General features: G+C 35.1%; 35 protein-coding genes, 2 tRNA genes and 1 pseudogene. 1 reads left to right on the top strand and 37 read right to left on the bottom strand.

What is annotated here, in order from left to right:
* Positions 1-19: 19 nt before the first annotated feature.
* The 31 genes from ABL518_RS05180 to carA form a co-directional block, all read right to left on the bottom strand.
* Positions 20-370: a YraN family protein gene (locus ABL518_RS05180; RefSeq protein WP_012673177.1), complete on the bottom strand. Its 351-nt coding sequence runs from the start codon at positions 368-370 to the stop codon at positions 20-22.
* 23 nt (positions 371-393) lie between these two features.
* On the bottom strand, positions 394-822 hold the full coding sequence (gene rplQ, locus ABL518_RS05185) for a 50S ribosomal protein L17 (RefSeq protein ID WP_007550873.1): 429 nt from the start codon (positions 820-822) through the stop codon (positions 394-396).
* Between the two features lie 7 nt (positions 823-829).
* Entirely contained in the window at positions 830-1,897 is a 1,068-nt protein-coding gene (locus ABL518_RS05190; RefSeq protein ID WP_095742711.1) for a DNA-directed RNA polymerase subunit alpha, read from the bottom strand.
* Positions 1,898-1,918: 21 nt separating this feature from the next.
* Positions 1,919-2,305 carry a 30S ribosomal protein S11 gene (rpsK, locus tag ABL518_RS05195; protein ID WP_015589137.1) on the bottom strand — a complete coding sequence of 129 codons (387 nt, stop codon included), beginning with the start codon at positions 2,303-2,305 and terminating at the stop codon, positions 1,919-1,921.
* Positions 2,306-2,329: 24 nt separating this feature from the next.
* A complete protein-coding gene (rpsM, locus tag ABL518_RS05200; protein ID WP_010962745.1) occupies positions 2,330-2,698 on the bottom strand; it encodes a 30S ribosomal protein S13 in 369 nt (122 codons plus the stop codon).
* 59 nt (positions 2,699-2,757) lie between these two features.
* Entirely contained in the window at positions 2,758-3,399 is a 642-nt protein-coding gene (locus ABL518_RS05205; RefSeq protein WP_007550178.1) for an adenylate kinase family protein, read from the bottom strand.
* Positions 3,396-4,724: a preprotein translocase subunit SecY gene (gene secY, locus ABL518_RS05210; protein ID WP_095742712.1), complete on the bottom strand. Its 1,329-nt coding sequence runs from the start codon at positions 4,722-4,724 to the stop codon at positions 3,396-3,398. The genes ABL518_RS05205 and secY overlap by 4 nt, the downstream gene beginning before the upstream one ends.
* A gap of 3 nt (positions 4,725-4,727) precedes the next feature.
* The gene (gene rplO, locus ABL518_RS05215; protein ID WP_006279863.1) at positions 4,728-5,198 is read right to left on the bottom strand and encodes a 50S ribosomal protein L15; all 471 of its coding nucleotides are present in this window, start codon (positions 5,196-5,198) and stop codon (positions 4,728-4,730) included.
* 3 nt (positions 5,199-5,201) lie between these two features.
* On the bottom strand, positions 5,202-5,714 hold the full coding sequence (gene rpsE / locus ABL518_RS05220; protein WP_010962748.1) for a 30S ribosomal protein S5: 513 nt from the start codon (positions 5,712-5,714) through the stop codon (positions 5,202-5,204).
* A gap of 12 nt (positions 5,715-5,726) precedes the next feature.
* A complete protein-coding gene (gene rplR, locus ABL518_RS05225) occupies positions 5,727-6,098 on the bottom strand; it encodes a 50S ribosomal protein L18 (RefSeq protein WP_006279867.1) in 372 nt (123 codons plus the stop codon).
* Between the two features lie 5 nt (positions 6,099-6,103).
* Complete coding sequence (gene rplF, locus ABL518_RS05230; protein WP_007551152.1) at positions 6,104-6,649, bottom strand: 50S ribosomal protein L6; 546 nt, start codon at positions 6,647-6,649, stop codon at positions 6,104-6,106.
* A 16-nt stretch (positions 6,650-6,665) separates the two neighbouring features.
* Positions 6,666-7,061 (bottom strand): 30S ribosomal protein S8, encoded by a 396-nt coding sequence (gene rpsH, locus ABL518_RS05235; protein ID WP_348994369.1) that lies wholly within the window; start codon positions 7,059-7,061, stop codon positions 6,666-6,668.
* Between the two features lie 21 nt (positions 7,062-7,082).
* Positions 7,083-7,391 carry a 30S ribosomal protein S14 gene (gene rpsN, locus ABL518_RS05240; RefSeq protein WP_006279345.1) on the bottom strand — a complete coding sequence of 103 codons (309 nt, stop codon included), beginning with the start codon at positions 7,389-7,391 and terminating at the stop codon, positions 7,083-7,085.
* A gap of 16 nt (positions 7,392-7,407) precedes the next feature.
* Positions 7,408-7,941 (bottom strand): 50S ribosomal protein L5, encoded by a 534-nt coding sequence (rplE, locus tag ABL518_RS05245; RefSeq protein WP_010962750.1) that lies wholly within the window; start codon positions 7,939-7,941, stop codon positions 7,408-7,410.
* Between the two features lie 6 nt (positions 7,942-7,947).
* Positions 7,948-8,265 carry a 50S ribosomal protein L24 gene (rplX, locus tag ABL518_RS05250; protein WP_006279347.1) on the bottom strand — a complete coding sequence of 106 codons (318 nt, stop codon included), beginning with the start codon at positions 8,263-8,265 and terminating at the stop codon, positions 7,948-7,950.
* A complete protein-coding gene (gene rplN, locus ABL518_RS05255; protein WP_006279348.1) occupies positions 8,265-8,624 on the bottom strand; it encodes a 50S ribosomal protein L14 in 360 nt (119 codons plus the stop codon). Before rplN ends, rplX begins: the two co-directional genes overlap by 1 nt.
* A gap of 13 nt (positions 8,625-8,637) precedes the next feature.
* Positions 8,638-8,874, bottom strand: a complete 237-nt coding sequence (gene rpsQ / locus ABL518_RS05260; protein WP_007549925.1) for a 30S ribosomal protein S17 — start codon at positions 8,872-8,874, stop codon at positions 8,638-8,640.
* Positions 8,867-9,070: a 50S ribosomal protein L29 gene (rpmC, locus tag ABL518_RS05265; protein ID WP_095742713.1), complete on the bottom strand. Its 204-nt coding sequence runs from the start codon at positions 9,068-9,070 to the stop codon at positions 8,867-8,869. The genes rpsQ and rpmC overlap by 8 nt, the downstream gene beginning before the upstream one ends.
* Positions 9,071-9,081: 11 nt before the next feature.
* Positions 9,082-9,495, bottom strand: a complete 414-nt coding sequence (gene rplP, locus ABL518_RS05270) for a 50S ribosomal protein L16 (RefSeq protein ID WP_010962752.1) — start codon at positions 9,493-9,495, stop codon at positions 9,082-9,084.
* Positions 9,496-9,509: 14 nt separating this feature from the next.
* Positions 9,510-10,124, bottom strand: coding sequence for a 30S ribosomal protein S3 (rpsC, locus tag ABL518_RS05275; protein WP_095742714.1), 615 nt, complete (start codon positions 10,122-10,124; stop codon positions 9,510-9,512).
* Positions 10,125-10,163: 39 nt separating this feature from the next.
* Positions 10,164-10,511 carry a 50S ribosomal protein L22 gene (gene rplV / locus ABL518_RS05280; protein WP_007549821.1) on the bottom strand — a complete coding sequence of 116 codons (348 nt, stop codon included), beginning with the start codon at positions 10,509-10,511 and terminating at the stop codon, positions 10,164-10,166.
* A gap of 5 nt (positions 10,512-10,516) precedes the next feature.
* Positions 10,517-10,801, bottom strand: coding sequence for a 30S ribosomal protein S19 (gene rpsS / locus ABL518_RS05285; RefSeq protein ID WP_006279181.1), 285 nt, complete (start codon positions 10,799-10,801; stop codon positions 10,517-10,519).
* Between the two features lie 3 nt (positions 10,802-10,804).
* On the bottom strand, positions 10,805-11,629 hold the full coding sequence (rplB, locus tag ABL518_RS05290; protein ID WP_015589143.1) for a 50S ribosomal protein L2: 825 nt from the start codon (positions 11,627-11,629) through the stop codon (positions 10,805-10,807).
* 1 nt (position 11,630) lies between these two features.
* Positions 11,631-11,918, bottom strand: coding sequence for a 50S ribosomal protein L23 (locus ABL518_RS05295; protein ID WP_010962755.1), 288 nt, complete (start codon positions 11,916-11,918; stop codon positions 11,631-11,633).
* Positions 11,915-12,529: a 50S ribosomal protein L4 gene (gene rplD / locus ABL518_RS05300; protein ID WP_012673183.1), complete on the bottom strand. Its 615-nt coding sequence runs from the start codon at positions 12,527-12,529 to the stop codon at positions 11,915-11,917. Before rplD ends, ABL518_RS05295 begins: the two co-directional genes overlap by 4 nt.
* Positions 12,530-12,531: 2 nt before the next feature.
* Entirely contained in the window at positions 12,532-13,254 is a 723-nt protein-coding gene (rplC, locus tag ABL518_RS05305) for a 50S ribosomal protein L3 (RefSeq protein WP_348994370.1), read from the bottom strand.
* Positions 13,255-13,263: 9 nt separating this feature from the next.
* Positions 13,264-13,584: a 30S ribosomal protein S10 gene (gene rpsJ / locus ABL518_RS05310; RefSeq protein ID WP_095742861.1), complete on the bottom strand. Its 321-nt coding sequence runs from the start codon at positions 13,582-13,584 to the stop codon at positions 13,264-13,266.
* A gap of 14 nt (positions 13,585-13,598) precedes the next feature.
* On the bottom strand, positions 13,599-14,771 hold the full coding sequence (gene tuf, locus ABL518_RS05315) for an elongation factor Tu (RefSeq protein ID WP_095742716.1): 1,173 nt from the start codon (positions 14,769-14,771) through the stop codon (positions 13,599-13,601).
* Positions 14,772-14,849: 78 nt separating this feature from the next.
* A tRNA-Gly gene (locus ABL518_RS05320) sits at positions 14,850-14,920 on the bottom strand.
* A gap of 4 nt (positions 14,921-14,924) precedes the next feature.
* Positions 14,925-15,007: transfer RNA gene (locus tag ABL518_RS05325), tRNA-Tyr, on the bottom strand.
* 114 nt (positions 15,008-15,121) lie between these two features.
* Positions 15,122-16,321, bottom strand: coding sequence for a glutamine-hydrolyzing carbamoyl-phosphate synthase small subunit (gene carA, locus ABL518_RS05330; protein WP_010962760.1), 1,200 nt, complete (start codon positions 16,319-16,321; stop codon positions 15,122-15,124).
* Between the two features lie 205 nt (positions 16,322-16,526).
* Between carA and ABL518_RS05335 the strand changes: the two genes are divergently transcribed.
* Positions 16,527-17,021, top strand: a complete 495-nt coding sequence (locus tag ABL518_RS05335; RefSeq protein ID WP_010962761.1) for a hypothetical protein — start codon at positions 16,527-16,529, stop codon at positions 17,019-17,021.
* A gap of 420 nt (positions 17,022-17,441) precedes the next feature.
* Here ABL518_RS05335 and ABL518_RS05340 read toward each other — a convergent pair whose 3' ends face one another.
* From ABL518_RS05340 to ABL518_RS05365, 6 genes and pseudogenes are all read right to left on the bottom strand, one after another.
* On the bottom strand, positions 17,442-17,645 hold the full coding sequence (locus ABL518_RS05340) for a hypothetical protein (RefSeq protein WP_348994371.1): 204 nt from the start codon (positions 17,643-17,645) through the stop codon (positions 17,442-17,444).
* A 140-nt stretch (positions 17,646-17,785) separates the two neighbouring features.
* Positions 17,786-17,911 (bottom strand): annotated as a pseudogene (locus ABL518_RS05345) (transposase); the annotation flags it as partial.
* Complete coding sequence (gene ltrA / locus ABL518_RS05350) at positions 17,908-19,455, bottom strand: group II intron reverse transcriptase/maturase (RefSeq protein ID WP_010082015.1); 1,548 nt, start codon at positions 19,453-19,455, stop codon at positions 17,908-17,910. The gene ltrA and the pseudogene ABL518_RS05345, both read right to left, overlap by 4 nt.
* Before the next feature lie 37 nt (positions 19,456-19,492).
* Positions 19,493-19,636: a hypothetical protein gene (locus ABL518_RS05355; protein ID WP_173862902.1), complete on the bottom strand. Its 144-nt coding sequence runs from the start codon at positions 19,634-19,636 to the stop codon at positions 19,493-19,495.
* Positions 19,637-19,876: 240 nt separating this feature from the next.
* Positions 19,877-20,098 carry a hypothetical protein gene (locus ABL518_RS05360; protein WP_251371799.1) on the bottom strand — a complete coding sequence of 74 codons (222 nt, stop codon included), beginning with the start codon at positions 20,096-20,098 and terminating at the stop codon, positions 19,877-19,879.
* Positions 20,064-21,101: a hypothetical protein gene (locus ABL518_RS05365; protein ID WP_182309092.1), complete on the bottom strand. Its 1,038-nt coding sequence runs from the start codon at positions 21,099-21,101 to the stop codon at positions 20,064-20,066. The genes ABL518_RS05360 and ABL518_RS05365 overlap by 35 nt, the downstream gene beginning before the upstream one ends.
* Positions 21,102-21,178 lie beyond the last annotated feature (77 nt).

Consider the following 21,178-nt stretch of genomic DNA (forward strand, 5'->3'; position numbering starts at 1 on the left):
TAATTCAGCTACAAATCTTTCATTCTTCAATCCAAGCATTTTTTATATAAACAGGTCTTCTCTTTAAGGAAAGAAAATATAAATCATATCTGACTGAATAATCTAAAAAACTAAGGTTTTTACTTAAGAAATACTTAGAAGAATTTATAATAGACTGACATTGAAGATGAGATATCGGTATTTCTTTTCCAAGTAAACTTGTTTTAACTTCTATAAAAATCAGCTCCTTTTTTTTAGATACAATTAAGTCAATTTCACCGAACTTACAACGGTAACGGCGTTTTATAACATTATACCATTTCAGTTTTAAATATACTAAAACTAATAACTCGCCAAAGTAACCTACAAAGTAGCGTAACCTACTTACCACAAGAAGAACAATTATGATAACAATTAACTTTGTGTAACTACTTTGCCTCCTTCTTTATTTTTACTATAAACCTTACCTCTTGCTGCAATATCCCTATCAACCAGTTCTATCACTGCCATTGAAGCGCAATCACCCTTTCGAGTGCTAAATTTTATTATTCTAGAATACCCACCTTTACGATCTTGATAACGGCTGGCTAAGACGTTTAATAACTTATCAACTGCTAACTTACTATTATGAAGGCGTGAAAGCAAAAGTCTTCTACCATGTAAAGTATTCTTATTCTTAGCAATTGTAATAAACTTTTCGACATATGGACGAAGTTCCTTAGCTTTTGGTAAAGTAGTTACAATCTGCTCATGGTTAATTAATGAGATAGATAGATTCTTTAACGTCGATAATCTATGTTCAGTACAACGAGATAGTTTACGTTTTTTTATTCCATGTTTCATATATCACCTAATCTTCATCAGTATGTTGTTTAGCCAACTCATCTATATCCTTAGGTGGCCAGTTTAGCACATTCATACCCAAAGACAAGCCAAAATTAGTCAAAACTGCCTTAATCTCATTCAAAGACTTTCTGCCAAAATTAGCAGTTCTTAACATTTCACCTTCTGTCTTTTGTACAAGATCACCTATATAAGTGATGTTTTCGTTTTTCAGACAGTTATGAGACCTGACAGATAATTCCATTTCATCTACCTTACGCAATAAGACAGGGTCATAACCCAAATCTTTAGCACCACTAGACGAAGAAACCTGCGATTTTTTATAACTTACATCAGAACTAATAAAGGGCTGAAGTTGCTCCTGTAATATTCTTGCAGCAGAGTCAACAGCTTGACTCGGAGAAATTGTACCATCAGTTTCAATTGACAATATCAGCTTATCCTTATCAGTCACTTGGCCAACACGACTGTTCTCTACCCTGTACGAAACCCTGTTGACAGGGCTATACAAAGCATTAACTGGAATAAAACCAATTAAATCCTGTTCACTCATAAGCTTCAAAAGTTCATTTTCTTTATATTTAGTTACAGGAAGATAACCTTTTCCGCTAGCCACATATATGGTCATGTTAAGCTCCACATTTTGCCCCAGCGTACATATTAACAAATCTTTATTAACAATAGAGCATTGATCATCAGTTTCTATCATCCCAGCTAATACCTGGCAAGGCCCTTTAGCGTTTAAATTTAAGCATTTATTAGAAGCACCATTTAATTTACACCTCAACGTACCCATATTTAATACTATATCAGTTACGTCTTCTCTCACCCCTTGAATTGAAGTGAACTCATGAGTTACACCTTCAATTTTTATTCCATAAACAGCACTACCTTTAAGAGAAGATAACATTACACGTCTTAATGCATTGCCTAATGTTAAAGCAAAACCACTTTCCAACGGTTCTAGCACTATATCACTTTTTTCACTTGAATCATCTGATATTACCTTAACTGAACTAGGTTTAATCAATTTATCTAAATTGCTACAGAGAGAAACATCATTATTATAATACATAAAACAACCTTTTCAAATATCCTATACTCTTCTTTTTTTTCTTAACCTGCACCCATTATGAGGAATTGCGGTTTTATCTGCAATTGAAGTCACAGTCAACCCACAGCTCTGAAGTGCTTTAACCGCAGCTTCGGTACCAAAGCCAGGGCCGCGAATTATTACAGAGACAACCTTCATACCAAATCTCTCCATTGCGTTCTTCGCAGCAGACTCCGCAGCCTTACCTGCAGCATAAGGTGTGGATTTTCTCGAACCTGAAAAACCACATGCACCCACAGAAGTTTGACATAGCGTATTACCATGAACATCAGTTACATTTACAAAAGTATTATTAAAAGTTGCACGAATATGGACAACACCAGTAATAAACTCCTTCTTACTCTTACTAACCGTTTTGACTTTTTTCATTAAAACTCACAATAATAATAAATTTTATTTTTTCCCAGCAATAGGCAACCGAGATCTACCTTTACGAGTCTTAGCATTAGTATGAGTCCTTTGCCCTCTCACAGGTAAACCTTTTCTATGTCTCACCCCTCTATAGCATCCCATTTCCACTAAAGATTTTATGTTCATAGCCACTTCTTTTCTGAGCTCACCTTCTATAACATAATTTTGTCTAATGAAACCGCTGATCTTTTCTATATCTTCATCTCGTAATTCTGAAACACGTTTGCGCTTATCAACTTCGCAAGCGTGACAAATTACATTCGCAGTAGCAATACCTATACCATATATATAAGTTAATGCAAAAGGAACACATTTCCTCACTGGAATATTTATGCCTGCAATACGTGCCACTGGTACCTCGATACTTTATTAATAACAACTCTTAATTTATACCATAAAACAACTCAGAGTCAAACCAAATTACAAGAAATTTTACTTTCAATCTCTTGCGTTACCTCATCAACACTCAAATTAGCGTCAATTGTTAATAATTTGCCTTTATAATACTCGCGTAAACCTTTCATTTGAAGGTGATATTCACTTATTCTCTTATTAATTGCAGACATATCAGCATCATCAATTCTTTTCTCTAACCTCGTACTTTTACATTTAGCACAAGTAGTACTCTTAAAAGAAGATACACTATATATGCTTTTACAGTCCAAACACGCGAGACGATTTTTTAACCTATCGATTGCAATATTATCGTCAAGCTGCAGCTCAACTACAATGTCAACATCCCTATTATATTTTTCTTGCAAAACTTGAGTCAAAAAATGAGCCTGGTTTAAATTTCTCGGAAAACCATCTAATAAGCAATTATCATCCACTAATGCAAGCTGGTCACGTAATAATCCACATATAATTTCATCTTGAATTAAATTACCAGATTCCACGGTACCCTTTATTTTTTTACCTAACTCACTACTGCTAGATATAATATTCCTTAATAAATCCCCTACTGAAATTAATTTTAAATTATATTTTGCTATTAACAAGCTTGACTGAGTACCTTTACCAGAACCTGGAGGACCAAAAATCGTAATGATCATCTTACTTTCCTCGTTTTAGACTCATATTTCTTTATCCAGTTGTCGTACCTATTTGAAAAAATATAAGATTGTATTTGCATAATAGTATCAGTAATAACGTTCACTATAATCAGTAAGCTCGTCCCACCAAAAATAAATGGTATATCATAATAATATCTCATAACTTCAGGTACAGTACATATGACTACCAAATACGCAGAGCCAATGAATGTCAACTTAAAAACTATATCTTGAAGGTAATCAGAAGTATGTTTCCCAGGCCTTCTACCAGGTATAAAACCACCATTTTTTTTAAGAAAATCTGCGTTTTCCTCTGGATTAAATATAAAATTGGTATAGAAAAAATTAAAAAATACTATCAGCACCAAATAGGCTACAATATATACTACTTTATTTGCCATAAAGTAATTCAAAATAAAATCAGAAAAAGCGTGCCCCTTATAGAAATTTGCAATTGAAATAGGTGTCAATAAAATTGCATTAGCAAAAATGGTTGGTACTACACCAGATAAATTAATCTTCAATGGAATATAAGTAAAATCGTCATTATGTAATCTTTTAAATTGCTTTTTAGGATGTTGAACAATAACCTTTCTATAAGAAGACTCTACAAAAATGACTAAGAGTAGCAGCAAAAAAAACAATACCAAAACAAAAAGGATAATAAATAACGATACGCTACCGTTTTTATTTAACGTTAACAAAGATGACAAAGAGCTGTGTAACTCTGATATTATACCCGTGAAAATGATTAATGAGATACCATTGCCTATACCGCTAGCGCTGATTCGTTCACCAAGCCATATTAAAAGCATAGTTCCACCTAAAAGGCTGAAAACACCTATTGTACGAAACATAACACCAGGTTCGATTACAACCAATACCCCTTCCCTATTCATCCCTTCCAATCCAACCAAAATTGGAATTGATTGAAATACACAAATTACTATGGTCAGATAGCGTATATAAGAATTCATCTTTCTACGGCCTGACTCTCCATCATTCTTAACTTCCTTCATTCCTTTAATCGCAGAAGAAAGTAACTGAATAATGATAGAAGCCATTATATATGGCATAACGTTCAATGCTAGAATTGTCATTCTAGCCAATGCACCACCAGAAAATAAATTAAATACTCCAAAAACGCCTGAGCCATCTTTGGGAAATATATCATTAATTACATCAAGATTAATTCCAGGAATAGGCACATAAGTACCCAAGCGATAGCAAATTAAAGCTATTAGCGTAAAAAATATACGCTTTAATAAATCGCCTTTATATAACAACGTAGGATCCAAGCTATTAAATGCTGATTTATTGCCCATGACTTACGATAGTATTTCCACACTACCACCAACTGAAGCTACAGATTTTTTTGCAGCTTCTGACGCAAAATCAACATGAAACACAAATTTTTCGCTCAACTTACCTTTATTAAGAAGTTTAATTTTATCCTTAATAGACTTTATAAAACCTAATTTATACAGCCTCTCCTTATCTATAACAGAGTCTTTCACTATTTTTTTAGCTTCCATTAAGCGCTGTATATCGCCAACATTAATTATAGAGTATATGCTCCTACGTATAGGCTTAAAACCTCTTTTAGGCAAACGAGTATATATAGACTGTTGTCCACCCTCAAAACCATTTATAGAAACTCCACTTCTAGCCTTCTGCCCTTTATGCCCTCTACCGGATGTTTTACCTTTACCACAACCGATACCTCTACCCAGCAACTTAGGCTTCTTTTTCTTAGATAATTTAGTAAATATAGAGTTTAATTTTACAGCATTATTCATACTTTACCTGTTTCCAACTATCTCGCTAATCTTTTTGCCTCTTTTGCTTGCTACCTGACGAGGAGATAACATACTATCAAAAGCCTTAAACACCGCACATATAACGTTATGAGGATTATTTGATCTAGTGGATTTAGCTACCACATCCTTTATACCTAACACCTCAAAAACTGATCTAATCGCTCCACCAGCAATAATACCTGTTCCGGCTCTTGCGGTTCTTAAAACTATCTCACCAGAACAAAATTTAGCTTTAATATCATGATGCAAAGTTCTACCTTCACGCAAGTATACTCTAATCATTGATTTCTTTGCAGCATTTACAGCTTTGACTCTTGCTTCAGCAACTTCTGCGTGCTTACCTATTCCACACCCTACCCTACCCTTCTCATCGCCAACAACAACCAAAATTGAAAATGAAAATCTTCTACCACCTTTGGTAACCGTTGTCACTCTTCGTACCGAAACTAAAAGCTCTGATAAATCATTATTATTTTGTAAATTCTTTATAGCCATATTCAAAACCTTCTAAAATTCAAATCCAGAACTTCTTAAAGCCTCAGCAAATTGAGAAACTAATCCTGTGTATTTATACGCTCCACGATCAAACGTAAGCTGCTGCTCTAATTTCATGCCAGACAGACGCTCAACCATTAAAGAAGAAACCTGTTTTATAGTTTCAGCGTTGACTTTCCCTTTACATACATCCTTAATTTTAGCATCCAAAGTAGAAGCTGAAGTGAGAGTTATTCCTTTTACATCATTAATTAACTGGACATAAAAATGCCTATTAGATTTAAATATGGATATACGTAAACGTTCAGCGCTCTTGTCAAGCTTCGCTCTATTACGTAACTTCCTTTTTTCAGAATTACTTAAAAAATTATACGATCTTTTCATTTTTATTACTTCTTTTTACTTACAACCTTACGCAGCATAAATTTGCCTTTTATTACAACACCCTTACCTTTATAAGGATCATATTTTCTAATTTTGCATATATCAGACGCCACCATATAGACCTTCTGCTTATCCATACCACTAACTACTAAGTGAGTTGGCTTTATGCACTTAATCTCAACATCTTTAGGCACTTTATATTTAACATTATGGCTATAACCAAGATATAAAGTCAAATACTTACCATCACACTCTGCCTTATATCCCACACCGTTAATCTCAAGATTAACAGAAAAACCATCAACCATGCCGTTAATGATATTATTAATATTACTCCTATAAGTGCCCCACATAGGCTTTATTTTATCATAATTATCTTTATCTTGATCAACAGAAAGCAATAGCTGATTATCAATAATCTGACACACAACATCCCTGATCAAGCTAACTTCCTTTTCAGCCTTAGCACTCTTTATTAACATACTACCATTATTATATTCAACTGAAACACCAGCAGGAATATTGATAGGAGCAGCACCTATACGAGACATGAATTTCTCCTATTATTTAAAACACACGACACAAAACTTCTCCACCAACCTTTAATTTATGTGCATTATAATCAGTCATCACTCCTTTGGGTGTCGATATAATAAAAATACCAAGACCATTATATGCTTTAGAAATGTCCTTATACTTAGAATAACGACGACAACCAGGCTTTGACACCCTAACTATGTCACTAATTACAGGTGACTTCTCATAATACTTCAATTGTACAATGAAAGAAGGTAAGTTATCTACAACTTGCTTTTCATAATCAAGGATATACCCTTCCTCTTTTAAAATCTCCAATATAGAAGAATTCATCTTAGAAAATAGTACCCTTGTTGCCCTATGCATTGCCAATTGAGCATTACGTATCCTTGTTAAAAAATCACCAATACTATCAGATAACGCCACAATATACTCCTTATATTATATTTACCAACTAGACTTTGTAACTCCTGGAATTTGCCCAAAAGAACATAAATCACGCAAAACAATTCTACATAAACCAAATTTTCTATATACTCCTCTTGGTCTCCCAGTTAAAGCACACCTATTTCTAATTTTGGTTTTAGAAGAATTTCTAGGCAATTTTTTAATTAATTTATTTTGAGCTGTAAACCTTTCTACAATAGACAAATTCTTATTATTTATTATAGATTTCAATTTTTCTCTTTTTTCTTTATATTGATCGCACAACTTTATTCTGCGAAGATTTCTTTCTATCATAGATTTTTTTGCCATATATTTCTCCTCTCAATTAATCAAAAAAAGGAAATTTAAGAGCCAGTAATAATTCCTTTGCTTCCTTATCACTAACTGCACTTGTTATAATATTAATATCCATACCTCTAATTTTACTTATTTTATCATAGTCTATTTCTAAAAACGAGATATGTTCCTTTATACCAAAGGAAAAATTACCATTACCGTCAAATTGCTTCACACTAAATCCTCTAAAATCTTTTTCCCTTGGCAAAGCAATATATATCAATCTTTCTAAAAACTCATACATTTTATCTCTACGCAAAGTTACTTTGCAACCTACTGTAGCACCTTTTCTGATCTTGAAGCCAGAAATAGATTTTTTTGCAAAAGTTGATAAAGGCTTCTGCCCAGCAATCAAATATAGGCTATCAAGTGGTTCATTTATTGCTTTACTATCTGTAGCAGCATCTCCAACGCCCATATTGATACACACCTTGACAAGTTTAGGCACTTGCATTATATTGCCGTAATTAAACTTATCCTTCAAGGACTTTACTATGCTATCTTTATACAATTCTTTAAACATATCAACCTAATCTATCACTTCTCCAGAAACTTTTGCAAAACGCACTTTTCTACCGTCTATAACCTTAAACCCCACTCTAGTTGGAGTTTTATATTTAGGGTCCAATGTTGCAACGTTGGATATATCAATAGCTAACTCTTTATTTAATATACCACCACTACTACCAGCTTTTGGTTTAGTATGTCTCTTATGCACATTCACTCCAGAAACAATTACTTTCTTTTTAGCATCACGTGCTATAACTTTGATTACCTTACCAATTTTTCCCTTATCTTTACCAGTTAAAACTATAACGTCGTCACCACTTTTTATTTTAGCACTCATTATAAAACCTCAACAGCTAATGACATTATCTTCATAAAAGAACCAGATGATAACTTTTTTACCGGACCAAACACCCGAGTGCCAAGTGGTTCACCTTGATCGTTAATCAAAACTACAGCATTGCTAGAAAAACGAATTACAGAACCATCAGATTTCCTAATAGGGCTTTTCACCCTCACCACAACTGCTCTATATACTTTTCCCTTCTCAACTTTCCCTCTTGGAGTAATAGATTTAGTAGATACAATAACTGTGTCACCTATAGATGCAGACTTTCTACCACCCAATAAACCAATACAAAGCACTGCACGCGCGCCAGAATTATCAGCTACTTCCAACAATGTATTTTTTTGAATCATATAAACATCCTATTCAATGTGAGCTATTAACAATAACCCATTTTTTAGTAGTAGAAATAGGCTTGTGTTCTTGTATTAAAACCTTGTCCCCTTCTTTACAACTATTATTCTCATCATGTGCTGTATACTTCTTGTATTTTTTTATAACCTTTTTATACAGCTCATCCTTATACACTTGTAATACCGAAACCTTTACAGTCTTATCACACTTAGCCTTAGTTACAGTACCACAAAAAACCTTTTTAGGCATTCTTTTCCTCTCTTCTTCTTTTATTTAATGTAGTTAAAATACGAGCTATGCTCTTTCTTATTAAGCTAAAACGCGAAATATTGTTGCACTGGTCCAGCTTCTTTTGAAAAACCAAATTAACAAACTCTTTTCTCAAATTCACAAGAATTTCATGCAATTCTTGCGAGGACCTCGATTCAATGTCAGCTATATCCATTGCAACTCCATTTAATTATGATTAGATACAAATTTACACTTCATAGGAAGCTTAGCAGTTGCCTTTTCAAGCGCCAATCTTGCTAAATGCATGGGAACATCACTGCTAATTTCAAACAACATTCTACCGGGCTTAGCTTTAAATACCCAAAACTCAACACTACCTTTCCCTTTACCCATACGCACATCCGCCGGCTTTTTACTAACAGGGGTATCAGGAAAAATTCTTATCCACACTTTACCAGAGCGTTTTAATGTTCTAGATATTACACGCCTTGCAGTTTCAATATGCTTAGATTGAATCCTACCTGCTTCCATAGCCTTTAGACCATAATCTCCAAAAGATAATGTGCTACCACCTTTCGTGTTACCCTTAATTCGTCCTTTAAATACTTTTTTATATTTACTTTTTTTAGGAATAAACATTTCAATATACCTAATTAGTTACCAATATAAACCCAGACCTTAACTCCTATGATGCCATATATAGTTTTTGCTTCAGCAAAAGCATAATCTATATTAGCACGTAAAGTATGCAAAGGCAAACGGCCTTCTTTATACCACTCAGTACGAGCTATCTCAGCTCCGCCAAGGCGCCCAGAACAACTTACTTTAATACCTCTAGCACCCATCCTCAAACAACTTTGAATAGCTTTTTTCATCACTCTTCTAAATGAAACCCTTTTTTCTAACTGCTGTGCAATGCTGTTTGATATTAAAACTGCATCTATTTCAGACCTTTTAACCCCTACTACATTCACTTCCACATTATTTTTTACTTTTTCAGCTATCTTTTGCTTTATCTTCTCAATATCCGAGCCTTTCTTACCTATTATCACTCCAGGTCTAGAAGAATGTATTATTACAGACACCAAATCGATCGTACGCTCTATAATTACTTTAGAAACACCAGCATGCTTAAAAGATTCATTTATATAACTGCGAATAGATAAATCTTGATGCAACCCTTGTTTATAACCCTTCTCAGCATACCAAATAGATGACCAAGTATTAATTATTTTTAACCTAAATCCTTTAGGATTAACGTTTCCCATATTTTTGCACTTTCCTTATTAATTTTCTATTTTTATGAATCATATAATTTCCCCCAATTTTACAGTTATATTACTATAACGTTTACTAACTCTATTAGCTCTACCCATAGCTTTTGGACATACCCTACGCAAAGTAAGAGACTTACCTATTAAAATTTCTTTTATATATAAATTATCGATATCCAATCCATAATTTTGAGCATTAGCAATCGCAGAATTTAATACCTTCCTTATAAGACCTGCAGCTTTCTTTTCACAAAATCTTAATTGCACAGTGGCAAAAGAAACTTTTTTATTACGTACTAAACCAGCAACCAAATTCAATTTACGAGGAGTTGATTTTAAAACCCTAGAACCAGCTTTAACTATTACATCTCTGTTTTTCATATCAATTACCTTCTTGTCGCCTTTTTATCACCACTATGCCCAGTAAATTTACGAGTGGGTGAAAACTCACCAAACTTATGACCTATCATATTCTGATCATTAACATTCACAGGAATGTAATCCTTACCATTATAAACAGCAAACTTTAAACCTAAACAATTAGGAAGAATTACAGAAGCCCTGGAATGAACTTTTATAGCCATGTTAACAAACCCCTTGTTTAAAGCATTATTCACCGACTTTAATATAGAAGGATGACAAAAAGGAGGCTTCCATGCAGATCTACTCATAAACTAACCTTTCAATTGTTTTATATACTTATCACTAGATTTATTTCTCCTTCGAGTTTTCTTTCCTTTTGTTGCAACACCCCAAGGAGTAACAGGATGACGACCACCAGAGGTTTTTCCTTCCCCGCCTCCATGAGGATGGTCAACTGGATTCATTGCAACTCCACGTACAGTAGGTCTAATCCCAAGCCACCTACTTCTCCCAGCTTTACCCAACTTTCTATTCTTATGGTCAGGGTTAGATACTACACCAATAGTAGCCTTGCAAGAAGATAAAATCAACCTAATTTGACCAGACCTGAGTCGTAATAAAACATATTGGCCATCACGACCAACGATTTGTGCATAACAACCAGCAGCTCTAGCAATCGCAGCACCATTACCTGGCTTCAGCTCAACATTATGAACGAAAGAACCAACAGGTATATGCTTGAGTAGTAAACAATTCCCTGGCAAAATATCAGCATCATTCCCAGCTGTAACAACATCACCTGGCTTCATACCTTGAGGAGCTAATATATAAGACTTAATATCATCTTCCTTATATGATATTAACGCCAAAAACCCACTTCTATTTGGGTCATACTCTATTTTTTCAACTATACCTTGACCACTTCTATTACGCTTAAAATCTATCACTCTATACTTCTTTTTGTGACCACCACCCCTATGACGAGTTGTAATTCTACCATGATTATTTCTTCCACCACTGGACTTTTTACCGGATGTAAGAGACTTTTCTGGCTCATCTTTTGATAAACCAACTTTACTTACTAACACAGTCCCACGAGAAGACGGAGTAACAGGATTAAAAAATTTCATACCCATACTAAACGCTCATTATATCTAATTTTTGACCATCCATCAAAGAAAAATAAACTTTCTTTTTCTGTTTTTCACAACCAACCACACCCCTAAAACGCCTATATTTAGGCTTAATTCTAACAACATTTATAGAAGAAATTTTAACATCAAATAGAGACTCTATTGCCAACTTTATTTGACGCTTATTTACATTTACAAAAACATACAAAGAATATTTATTAAACTTCTCCCTCAAAAAAGAGGCCTTTTCTGTAATTATAGAAGATTTTATTATATTATTATATTTGATCATAACAATCTACCTTCAAGATGCTTTAAAGTATCCTTTGTCAACATCACGCATTCGTGATTCAATATATCAAAAACATTTAACCCAATAGGTTTGATTAAGTCTACATAGTGCAAGTTTTTAGCCGCACGCAACAAATCATCTCCATAATCACCAACTATCAAAAAGGAAGAAAATTTAAAATTTTTAATACATTTACACATTTCAGACGTTTTCTTCACATCAATATTTAAATTATCCAGAATAATTACTTGATTATTTAAATACTTTAGAGATAAAGCAATTTTTAAACCAAATTTGCGTACCTTCTTATTAAGAGAATAAGTATGACTCCTCACAACAGGGCCGAAAATAATCCCACCACCTCTAAATTGAGGAGATCGCAAGCTCCCTTGTCTTGCCCTACCGGTACGTTTTTGACCATAAGGTTTAGCTGTTGTACCAGAGACATCACTAATACCTTTTGTTTTATGAGTACCAGCTCTTCTCTTCGCTAATTGCCATCTCACTATATCATGCAAAATACTCAATTTTTGCTTAGCAGAAAATATCAAAGGATTGAGCTGAGCAGTACCTACATTATCATTAGATAGATTAACTAAATTACATTCCATAACTAACTTACCAAATTACTAGCATCATCATTTACATCTAACAGTAAACCTACCGGAAAAGGAACATCTTTATGTAAAGATTTTTTAACTGCATCTCTTACAAAAACATAGGAATTTTTAAACCCAGGAACATTATTACCCTTCACAGCAATTATACTATTTTCATGATCAATGGATAATATCTTCATATTTTGTGCAGTTATCCTGCTGTTACCTAAATGACCAGCCATTTTCTTTCCTTTGAATACTCTACCAGGATCCTGACATTGGCCAGTGGAACCTTGTGATCTGTGAGCAATAGAAACACCATGAGATGCCCTAAGCCCACTGAAATTATGCCGCTTCATCACACCAGCAAATCCTTTACCTATAGAATAACCCGTAATATCAAGATATTGACCAACCACAAAATGATTGATTCCCACTTTTTTACCACATTCTATTCCCGACAGGTCATTTAATCTACTTTCGTATAACTTACATTTATTATTTATACCCTTTTTCTTTAAATATTCCAACTGAGGTTTTGCTATATTTTTAAAATCTCCTGTGCCTAAAATGACTGAATTATAGCCACATTTATCTTGTCCTTTTATATCAATAATATGAGTTTCGCTGAGATGCAATAAAGTTACAGCCATGCGACTATTGTCAGAATACATAGCAGTATGACCAACATTCATCATTAGTAAACCAATTCTCCTCAGCGAATTTATTCTCTTCATTTCCTTCTCCTAAACCTTAACTTCCTTGACTTTTAAATCCACTTCTACGCCAGCAGAAAAAGATAAACCTGTAAGCATCTGCATCATAGTAGGAGTAAGATCATGTAAAACAACCAAACGCCTAGAAGTTCTCATTTCAAACTGTTCACGAGATTTTTTATCAACGTGAGGAGATCTATTAACAATAAATTTAGAATCTTTCCTTGGCAACGCAATCGGACCAGATAATTTTGCACTGGACCGCTTTAATTCATCAACAAATTTTCGAACACACTCCTCCAATAAAGAACAATCGAAAGCCTTAATGTTAATATATATATCTTGCTTCATCTTAGTTACTACACTCACTCCAAAATTTCAGAAACAACACCAGAACCAACAGTTCTACCGCCTTCTCTTATCGCAAAACGCAATCCCTTATCCATTGCTATCGGTACTTGCAATTCTACTTCTACACTCACATTATCTCCTGGCATTACCATCTCCTTCCCATCTAACAATTTTATGCTCCCAGTTACATCCGTTGTCCTTAAATAAAACTGTGGCTGGTAATTCGCAAAAAATGGTGTATGCCTTCCTCCTTCCTCTTTCTTTAATATATAAACCTCCGCCTTAAACTTTCTATGCGGTGTTATCGTCCCCGGTTTCGCTAATACTTGCCCTCTCTCCACTTCTTCTCTTTTTGTTCCTCTTAACAATATTCCTACATTGAGTCCTGCACTTCCCTTATCCAGCAACTTCTTAAACATCTCAACACCTGTGCATATCGTCTTTTGCGTCGCTTTCAGACCTATTATCTCTATCTCTTCTCCCGTCTTTATCTCTCCCTTCTCTATTCTTCCTGTTACCACTGTTCCTCGCCCCGATATCGAAAATACATCTTCGATTGGCAATAAAAATGGTAAATCCACAGGCCTTGGTGGAACCGCTACATATTCATCTAACTTTTCCATCAATTTATCTATTGATTTCTTTCCATATTCGCTGCTGTCATCCTCCAGCGCCTTGAGCGCTGAACCAACCACCACAGGCACTTCATCCCCTGGAAATCCGTATTTACTCAGTAATTCCCTCACTTCCATTTCTACTAAATCTATCATATCAGCATCAGCAACATCAGCTTTATTTATATACACCACGACATATCCAACACCTACCTGCTTCGCCAGCAATATATGCTCTCTCGTTTGTGGCATTGGCCCATCAACCCCCGACACTACCAATATCGCCGCATCCATCTGTGCTGCACCTACTATCATGTTCTTTACATAGTCAGCGTGTCCAGGACAATCAACGTGTGCATAATGCCTTTTCTCTGTCTGATACTCAACATGCGCTGTTGCTATCGTTATCCCCCTCTTCCTTTCTTCTGGCGCTTTGTCTATCTGATCGTACGCTACAAAATTTCCATAATGCTTCGTTATCGCCGCTGTTAACGTCGTCTTCCCATGATCCACATGTCCTATTGTTCCCACATTTACATGCGGCTTTCCAAATGCTTCCACTATTGCTGTCATAATTTAAACTTTTCTACCTAAAATACAAATACATCAATAAATAATATGTTGATTTTATAAAAATACAACAAAAAAAAGAGCGGATAGTGGGAATCGAACCCACGTCACTAGCTTGGAAGGCTAGAGCTCTACCATTGAGCTATACCCGCACAATGGAGGAGGTAGGATTCGAACCTACGTACGCTCACGCGGACAGATTTACAGTCTGTTACCTTTAACCACTCGGTCACTCCTCCGCAAAAATTTGTTAAGAGAATACTATTTTAGCATCTTAACTTAAGCTCTTATTGTATTTAATACTAAACGCCTAAAATTAAAAAATCAAGCAATAAAACCTACCCTGATTAAAATCATGCAGATTTCATTTTATATAACACAATATTGCCAATAAAACGCCTAAACAAATAATGCGAATCATGCGTACCTGGCGCTTCTTCTGGATGATATTGCACAGAAAAGACTAGGTAATCTTTCATCATTATTCCCTCTACACTATTATCAAATAGAGAAATGTGAGTAATTTCAACATTACTTGGAAGAGAAGCTGAATCAACAACAAAACCATGATTTTGGCTAGTGATCTCAACTTTTCCACTAATTACATCATAAACTGGATGGTTACTCCCTCGGTGACCTATATCCATCTTGATGGTCTTTGCCCCCAAAGTAATCGCAAGTAATTGATGGCCCATGCATATGCCAAAAATTGGTATTTTAGATTTTATAATAATGTCTATTTCTGAAACTACACTTTCTCCTATTTCTTGCGGATCACCAGGACCATTTGAAAGCACTATACCATCTGGATTCATACTCAACACTTTTTGAGCAAAACCTGTGCTTGGTCTGATTAATTCAACTGTACAACCAAGTTCTATTAAGCGTGAAACTATACTGATTTTTACGCCAAAATCAACGATTACAATCCTATATTTTGCATTAAGGTCAATAGCTCTATCTGATGTCATTCCAGTGCGTGACACTGGAATCCATATATTTTTTGCTGGATCCGAGTAGTCAGCTACTTGGATGACAAAGTGCTCCGCTAGTCTATTATTTTCAAAACTGTTATTTAAACTAACCTTATTAGTTATTTCTATCCCATTTACAGGTTTGTATTCCTTCAATTTGTCTAATGCATGCGCCTTACTCGATGAGCATATCATTCCATTTTGAGATCCATGTTCTCTCAAATGTCTTGTTAAAGCTCTAGTATCAACTCCTGATATCCCAATCACGTTATTTTTCTCTAACCAATCATTTAAACTGATATATGAAGAAGGGTGGGACATAGAAGAAAGTTCACGCATAACCACACCACTTGCAAAAATTTTCTTTCCTTCATTATCTTTATGATTTATTCCAATGTTACCAATATGAGGAAAAGTGAACGTTATAATTTGATCGGCAAAAGAAGGATCAGTTATAGTATGCTGATAACCGGTCATACCAGTGGTAAAACAAACCTCGCCTATGCACTTGCCTTTTTTACCTACTGATTTTCCCCAAAAGCACTTGCCATCTTGTAAAATTAAAACTGCGTCCTGCACTTCATTATCTATTTAACTGATTCAAAACAGTATACAAGAATTTCAAATAATACGTAACTCTTTCTAAAATTCCAAATTTAACCACGAAGCAGCAAAAAATAACATGAAAAACTTTTAATACAATCTTTCATATAAAATATATAGTTGACTACCTTCATATTTCGTATTAGATATAGGTAAATCATAAGTAAAGTGGAGGGTAATAATGAATACTGGTACAAATCAATCAAAAAAAATAAATGAGAAGTGGTTAGCTGGAGGAATTGGCGCGCTATTATTTGTAATGATGCTACCGTCGATTCTTCTTTTAGCAAAAATAGCTATAGGGCTAATTATGGTTTCAGTTGCAGCAATAGCGATAAAAGTTGCCTTAAAAACAATATCGAATGCTTTAGAGGATAAACAGGCAGATCAAAGCCAAGCGACGCAACAAACAACACAAAGTAAAATTATAAACCTGGCTATTGGATTAACATCTATATTCGTAGGAGGATTATCACTATTCATTATAGCACAAACTGGCTTAATTGCAGCATGTGCAGCTATAACTGCTTTAGCTCTACACGAATATGTTAAAAATCAAGAAATAGGAAAAGAGATAAATGATAAATTCGATAAGGTAGCTGACGATACAATCAATTTTATTGTTAGCAGTGTTGAAAAACTTATTCCAACAAAGCCGCCAGGCATAACAGCCTAAACTGTCTCCGTTCAGGGCATAAGTGTTACAAGTAGCATTATATAAAGCGATTAATGGCATCCTCCTGATAATAGAATAATTGTATCTGTTCAGGGGCATCGCAAATATTGAAGCAAAAGTGGTCAGTGCTTACTATACGAATATTGTGATTTGAATCCACTAGGGAGGATGTCATCCCAGTGCCCAGACACTGGGATCCAGGAATTTTGATTAGAGATTAAGTTGGTGAGTATAAAAGTAGCTAATCCTACGTTAAAATACAACGTTTTTAATGGGACTGCGTAAAAGGGCTGGATTCCAGTGTCAAGCACTGGAATGACACCTTTGTGTTTGAGGCAAAACCTGCTATAACATTTCTTCGCAAACAAACGTTCGTACAGTTATGTATCAGCTACTTTCATGGCACCATTTGTTGTAAACTCACATTTCTCTATGATTATCTTTATTTGCCGCTTTCCCGAACGGATGCTCTACAGTTATTTCCTCATTAATAGAGCGAGGTGCACTGGAACCAGGTACAACGATATTCTCGTGCGATTGCATATCCTTCTTTTCCTCACATGGTGTTTGCTTAATGAAATGTGCTGCTAAAACTTCATGTAAAGCTTTACCTTTTATAAGCACAGCCTCGTTTTGCTTAGCTAACTCTAAAATTTTCTTTGGTTCAACATCTTTACCGTCAATAGTTGATTTTTTAATACTAACTTGACCTAAATTTATATTTAGAACAACAGTACAGTTAAGGTCTTTTCCAGATTCATCTTTTGGTTAGGTAAGGAAGTAGTATTGCTACTGCTCCCTCCCTTAGAAACGCAGCATGCAGGTTTCCCCACACTACGCTTGAGCCCCTTATCTAAGTCCTTCTTTTCTCGAACCGGCTTGTCCTTCATGATTCCTCAGAAAACATCATTCTTAATGGTGACACCAACAGTAGAGAACCTTCTCTTGAGAAAGAGCTTGCTAACATTTTTGTTTGTTTCACTCTTTCATCAAAATACTTTTTCCATTTTAAGTCAAGTGGATTTGCATCCGCCCTGATTTTAACATGTCGTCTGATAGGTATATCAATCAACCTAAGCAGTCTTAAATACCTTATCTCTTTCGGTTTGTTCTTGCATATGGGTGCAGCAAAGACCCATTGGCGTTGTTTCATTACCTTGAAGTAACGATTCTTTATCCAACGTAATCCTTTACGAGGATGTCTTTTCTTTGCCCATTTCCATAGAGCACACATAATTTCATGGTCTATTTTGTTAAAAGCTCTTTTCGCACACACATGGCTGTAGTAATTTCCCCATCCCCTTAATAGGGAATTGAGCAACTTGATTAGTACGGCCTGAGTGTTCGCTATGTTTGCCTTTATCAATGTACGTGCTTTATTAAGAAGTTTCTTAATACTTTCTTTTGAAGGTTTTATAATTAACTTCTTATTATACCTGCGTACATTACAACCAAGAAAGTCAAACCCTGTTGTAATAGATGTAATTTTTGTTTTCTCTTCGGAAAGGATAAGACCTCTCTCCTGAAGAAAGGACGATACTAGAGGTTTTACTTCATTTTCCAGTACTTCACGTGTGATTCCTGAAATGATAAAGTCATCTGCGTACCTGATTACATTTACTCCACTTCTGATTTTGCTTCTTCTTTTACTGCCAAGTTTACCAAATTGACTTTCCAATGATTTTTCAAGTCCATTTAGGGCTAGATTTGCTAGTATTGGAGAGATGATACTACCTTGTGGGGTACCTGCAGTTGTGGAATACAGAGTTTTTGATTCTAGGAAGCCAGCTTTTAACCAGCTATGAAGAATTTTCTTCTCCATAGGAATATGCTTCATGAGCCATTCATGGTTAATGTTATCAAAACACCCTTTAATATCACCTTCGAGTATCCATTGTAGTTGGTTACGGCTTGCCAGTAACAAGTGACAAGCCACAGTAGCGTCTGCGCAGGATCTTTTTGGTCTAAAACCATAAGAGTGACGATCACTGATCGTTTCAGCTATCGGTTCCAAAGCAAACAAGTATAATGCTTGCATGGCTCTATCTTTTATCGTAGGGATTCCAAGAGGTCTTCTTTTGCCATTAGACTTACTGATGTATATCCGTTTTAGCGGAGAAGGTTTGTATCCTCTTTGTTTTAATAGCTTTATTCCTTGAAATTTTGTGTTGCAAGTTGACCATATTTGACGATCTACACCTGCTGTGTTTTTTCCTTGGTTTTCAGTTACTCTCTTAAACGCCAAAGCTTTGCCGCTAAAAGAGCGTGTGAGAAGGTGTTGTAAAGTTTTCACCTTACCCCATCTGCCTTGTTGGACAGCCTTAACAATACGCCTCTGTAGCCTCATAACAACTTTTTGGCATTTCTTCCAGGGTAACTGGTTCCATGCTTCGGAGTTATTGGTAGGTACACTTACAGTTGTACTTGTAATCATCTGCTTTCCTACCTTAAGTGGTTAACAAAGTTTCTTGTCATGAGGGACCAAATGGAAGTCTGCTCGTTTTCACGCGAATTAATGTTACAAATTCTATCCATTTCGTTACAAAATGGCATTCGCTTTCTCCATTATCCTTTACCTGCACATCCATCAGCATTCCTTGCGGGTTGCCTGCCATATAGGCGAAAATACAGGCTTATCCTGTTCCTTTTGTCATACAATAGTGGGTTAGGTGGCTTCTCTATACCGGTGATTTGCGTACATCCAGAAATGAAAAATGTCACATTACCTTTTGGTCGGAGCTTATCAGCATCTTTAGCTCTTTAATCGTTACGATACTTATGAAGCTTCACTTACGTTCACCATACCACTAAGCCTAGCCCTCCAACCACATGATGCTTGTAGTTTATGCTTTCTCTCACGATTGAGCATCTTCTTTATCAAGAGGAGGTTCATTGTCCGCGTCGCTCGGCACCAACTGGTTACCCAATTCGCACTGATGCGTAGACTCAGATGGCAAAACATCTGGTTCAATAAGCTTTAGAATCCTTTCAGTTTCTTTCTGAATGAATTCCTCTCCTTTTAAACAATATGACCGAAGGCTTTCAGGTCGCACCAAACCAACTAATTTCGATGTCACATATTGCAAATTTTGTAAAGGAGTAGTTCCTCTGTTGTTTCTCATTCTTCTCAATTGTTACTATTCTTTTATCATTACTGTATATTTTTACTCTTTGTACCTCATTTTTAATTGTTTCCATCCTTTTAATCTTTTCGCTAAAAAGACGACTAGTTTCTAAACTCTGTCCAGGTTTAGTAATGTTGATACTAAGATTATCATAATGATTAACAAGATGTCCTGCCTTTTTGTCTGGCCAATAACATCCATCAAAGAAACCAATTAGATCATCTTTGTTTAGAAATTCTTTTGCATCATTCATTGCTTCGTCAATTCGAAGAAGATATCTACCCAACCTCTTTTTAAAATTTTCTTTTAACTCCTCCTGATCTTTAGAAGTAAGCTTCTTATCCAATATATCCATTATTTCTCTTTGCTTACTTAATACCACATAGTTAAAAAGGAAAATGCTCTCCTTCTCCCGTCGATAATAGTTTGCTATTTTGTCAAATGGATCCGCTGGCCGGCCGTTATTATAATTTACAGAATCAGAAGAATCTTGACATTTATTATCCTTAAAATTGAAATTCAATTTTTCAAAATCTGATAACACTTCTTCTGCCCTATCTTTAAAAGACTGAAGTCTATCTTGAAGTTCTTTTCCATAACTCATTCCTTTGTCAATTTGAAAAACATATTGACTATATTTCTTTCTAAACTCCTCCTGTTCTTCGAGAAGAGGAAGATTCCTATCTAATATATCGATTATTTCTTTCCGCTTATTCAATATCACGTAATTAAAGAGGGAACTCTTCCCCTTCTTTTCATAATCGTCTGCTATTTTGTCAAAACACTTATTATCCTTAAACTCCAATTTCTCAAAATCTGAGAGCACACTTTGTACCTGAGTCTCATCGAATTGAAGATTTGCTTGAGGAGATAGAAGAGTCAACTTTTCTTCACTTTCCTTGGTACTCGAATTTTTGTAAAAACCATTCAATAGATTTACAATACTAGAAAACATTTCACACCTCTATTGTTATAAGTAAACTTGATTATATCTTAATGCTAAATGTTGTAAAGCTAAAATTAGAAACTAAA

This window comes from Wolbachia endosymbiont of Drosophila willistoni (assembly GCF_040084705.1).
In the GTDB taxonomy this organism is placed as follows: Bacteria; Pseudomonadota; Alphaproteobacteria; order Rickettsiales; family Anaplasmataceae; genus Wolbachia; species Wolbachia pipientis.

Bases quoted from the DNA above. Each gene is read 5' to 3' on its own strand.
- rplC (WP_348994370.1), bottom strand. From the start codon at position 13,254: ATGAAGAGAATAAATTCGCTGAGGAGAATTGGTTTACTAATGATGAAT.
- rplV (WP_007549821.1), bottom strand. From the start codon at position 10,511: ATGAAAAACAGAGATGTAATAGTTAAAGCTGGTTCTAGGGTTTTAAAA.
- ABL518_RS05295 (WP_010962755.1), bottom strand. From the start codon at position 11,918: ATGATCAAATATAATAATATAATAAAATCTTCTATAATTACAGAAAAG.
- ABL518_RS05355 (WP_173862902.1), bottom strand. From the start codon at position 19,636: ATGGCAGGCAACCCGCAAGGAATGCTGATGGATGTGCAGGTAAAGGAT.
- rpsS (WP_006279181.1), bottom strand. From the start codon at position 10,801: ATGAGTAGATCTGCATGGAAGCCTCCTTTTTGTCATCCTTCTATATTA.
- secY (WP_095742712.1), bottom strand. From the start codon at position 4,724: ATGGGCAATAAATCAGCATTTAATAGCTTGGATCCTACGTTGTTATAT.
- rpsE (WP_010962748.1), bottom strand. From the start codon at position 5,714: ATGGCTATAAAGAATTTACAAAATAATAATGATTTATCAGAGCTTTTA.
- ltrA (WP_010082015.1), bottom strand. From the start codon at position 19,455: ATGATTACAAGTACAACTGTAAGTGTACCTACCAATAACTCCGAAGCA.
- rplP (WP_010962752.1), bottom strand. From the start codon at position 9,495: ATGTTTATTCCTAAAAAAAGTAAATATAAAAAAGTATTTAAAGGACGA.
- rpsK (WP_015589137.1), bottom strand. From the start codon at position 2,305: ATGAAAAAAGTCAAAACGGTTAGTAAGAGTAAGAAGGAGTTTATTACT.
- ABL518_RS05205 (WP_007550178.1), bottom strand. From the start codon at position 3,399: ATGATCATTACGATTTTTGGTCCTCCAGGTTCTGGTAAAGGTACTCAG.
- rplR (WP_006279867.1), bottom strand. From the start codon at position 6,098: ATGAAAAGATCGTATAATTTTTTAAGTAATTCTGAAAAAAGGAAGTTA.
- ABL518_RS05190 (WP_095742711.1), bottom strand. From the start codon at position 1,897: ATGTATTATAATAATGATGTTTCTCTCTGTAGCAATTTAGATAAATTG.
- ABL518_RS05365 (WP_182309092.1), bottom strand. From the start codon at position 21,101: ATGTTTTCTAGTATTGTAAATCTATTGAATGGTTTTTACAAAAATTCG.
- rpsC (WP_095742714.1), bottom strand. From the start codon at position 10,124: ATGGGAAACGTTAATCCTAAAGGATTTAGGTTAAAAATAATTAATACT.
- tuf (WP_095742716.1), bottom strand. From the start codon at position 14,771: ATGACAGCAATAGTGGAAGCATTTGGAAAGCCGCATGTAAATGTGGGA.
- rpmC (WP_095742713.1), bottom strand. From the start codon at position 9,070: ATGGATATAGCTGACATTGAATCGAGGTCCTCGCAAGAATTGCATGAA.
- rplX (WP_006279347.1), bottom strand. From the start codon at position 8,265: ATGAGTGCTAAAATAAAAAGTGGTGACGACGTTATAGTTTTAACTGGT.
- rpsJ (WP_095742861.1), bottom strand. From the start codon at position 13,584: ATGAAGCAAGATATATATATTAACATTAAGGCTTTCGATTGTTCTTTA.
- rplE (WP_010962750.1), bottom strand. From the start codon at position 7,941: ATGTTTAAAGAATTGTATAAAGATAGCATAGTAAAGTCCTTGAAGGAT.
- ABL518_RS05335 (WP_010962761.1), top strand. From the start codon at position 16,527: ATGAATACTGGTACAAATCAATCAAAAAAAATAAATGAGAAGTGGTTA.
- rplN (WP_006279348.1), bottom strand. From the start codon at position 8,624: ATGATTCAAAAAAATACATTGTTGGAAGTAGCTGATAATTCTGGCGCG.
- rplD (WP_012673183.1), bottom strand. From the start codon at position 12,529: ATGGAATGTAATTTAGTTAATCTATCTAATGATAATGTAGGTACTGCT.
- rpsQ (WP_007549925.1), bottom strand. From the start codon at position 8,874: ATGCCTAAAAAGGTTTTTTGTGGTACTGTAACTAAGGCTAAGTGTGAT.
- rplF (WP_007551152.1), bottom strand. From the start codon at position 6,649: ATGTCTCGTATAGGTGCTGCTCCTATCAATATTCCTGCTGGTGTTTCA.
- rplO (WP_006279863.1), bottom strand. From the start codon at position 5,198: ATGAATAATGCTGTAAAATTAAACTCTATATTTACTAAATTATCTAAG.
- rplB (WP_015589143.1), bottom strand. From the start codon at position 11,629: ATGGGTATGAAATTTTTTAATCCTGTTACTCCGTCTTCTCGTGGGACT.
- rplQ (WP_007550873.1), bottom strand. From the start codon at position 822: ATGAAACATGGAATAAAAAAACGTAAACTATCTCGTTGTACTGAACAT.
- rpsN (WP_006279345.1), bottom strand. From the start codon at position 7,391: ATGGCAAAAAAATCTATGATAGAAAGAAATCTTCGCAGAATAAAGTTG.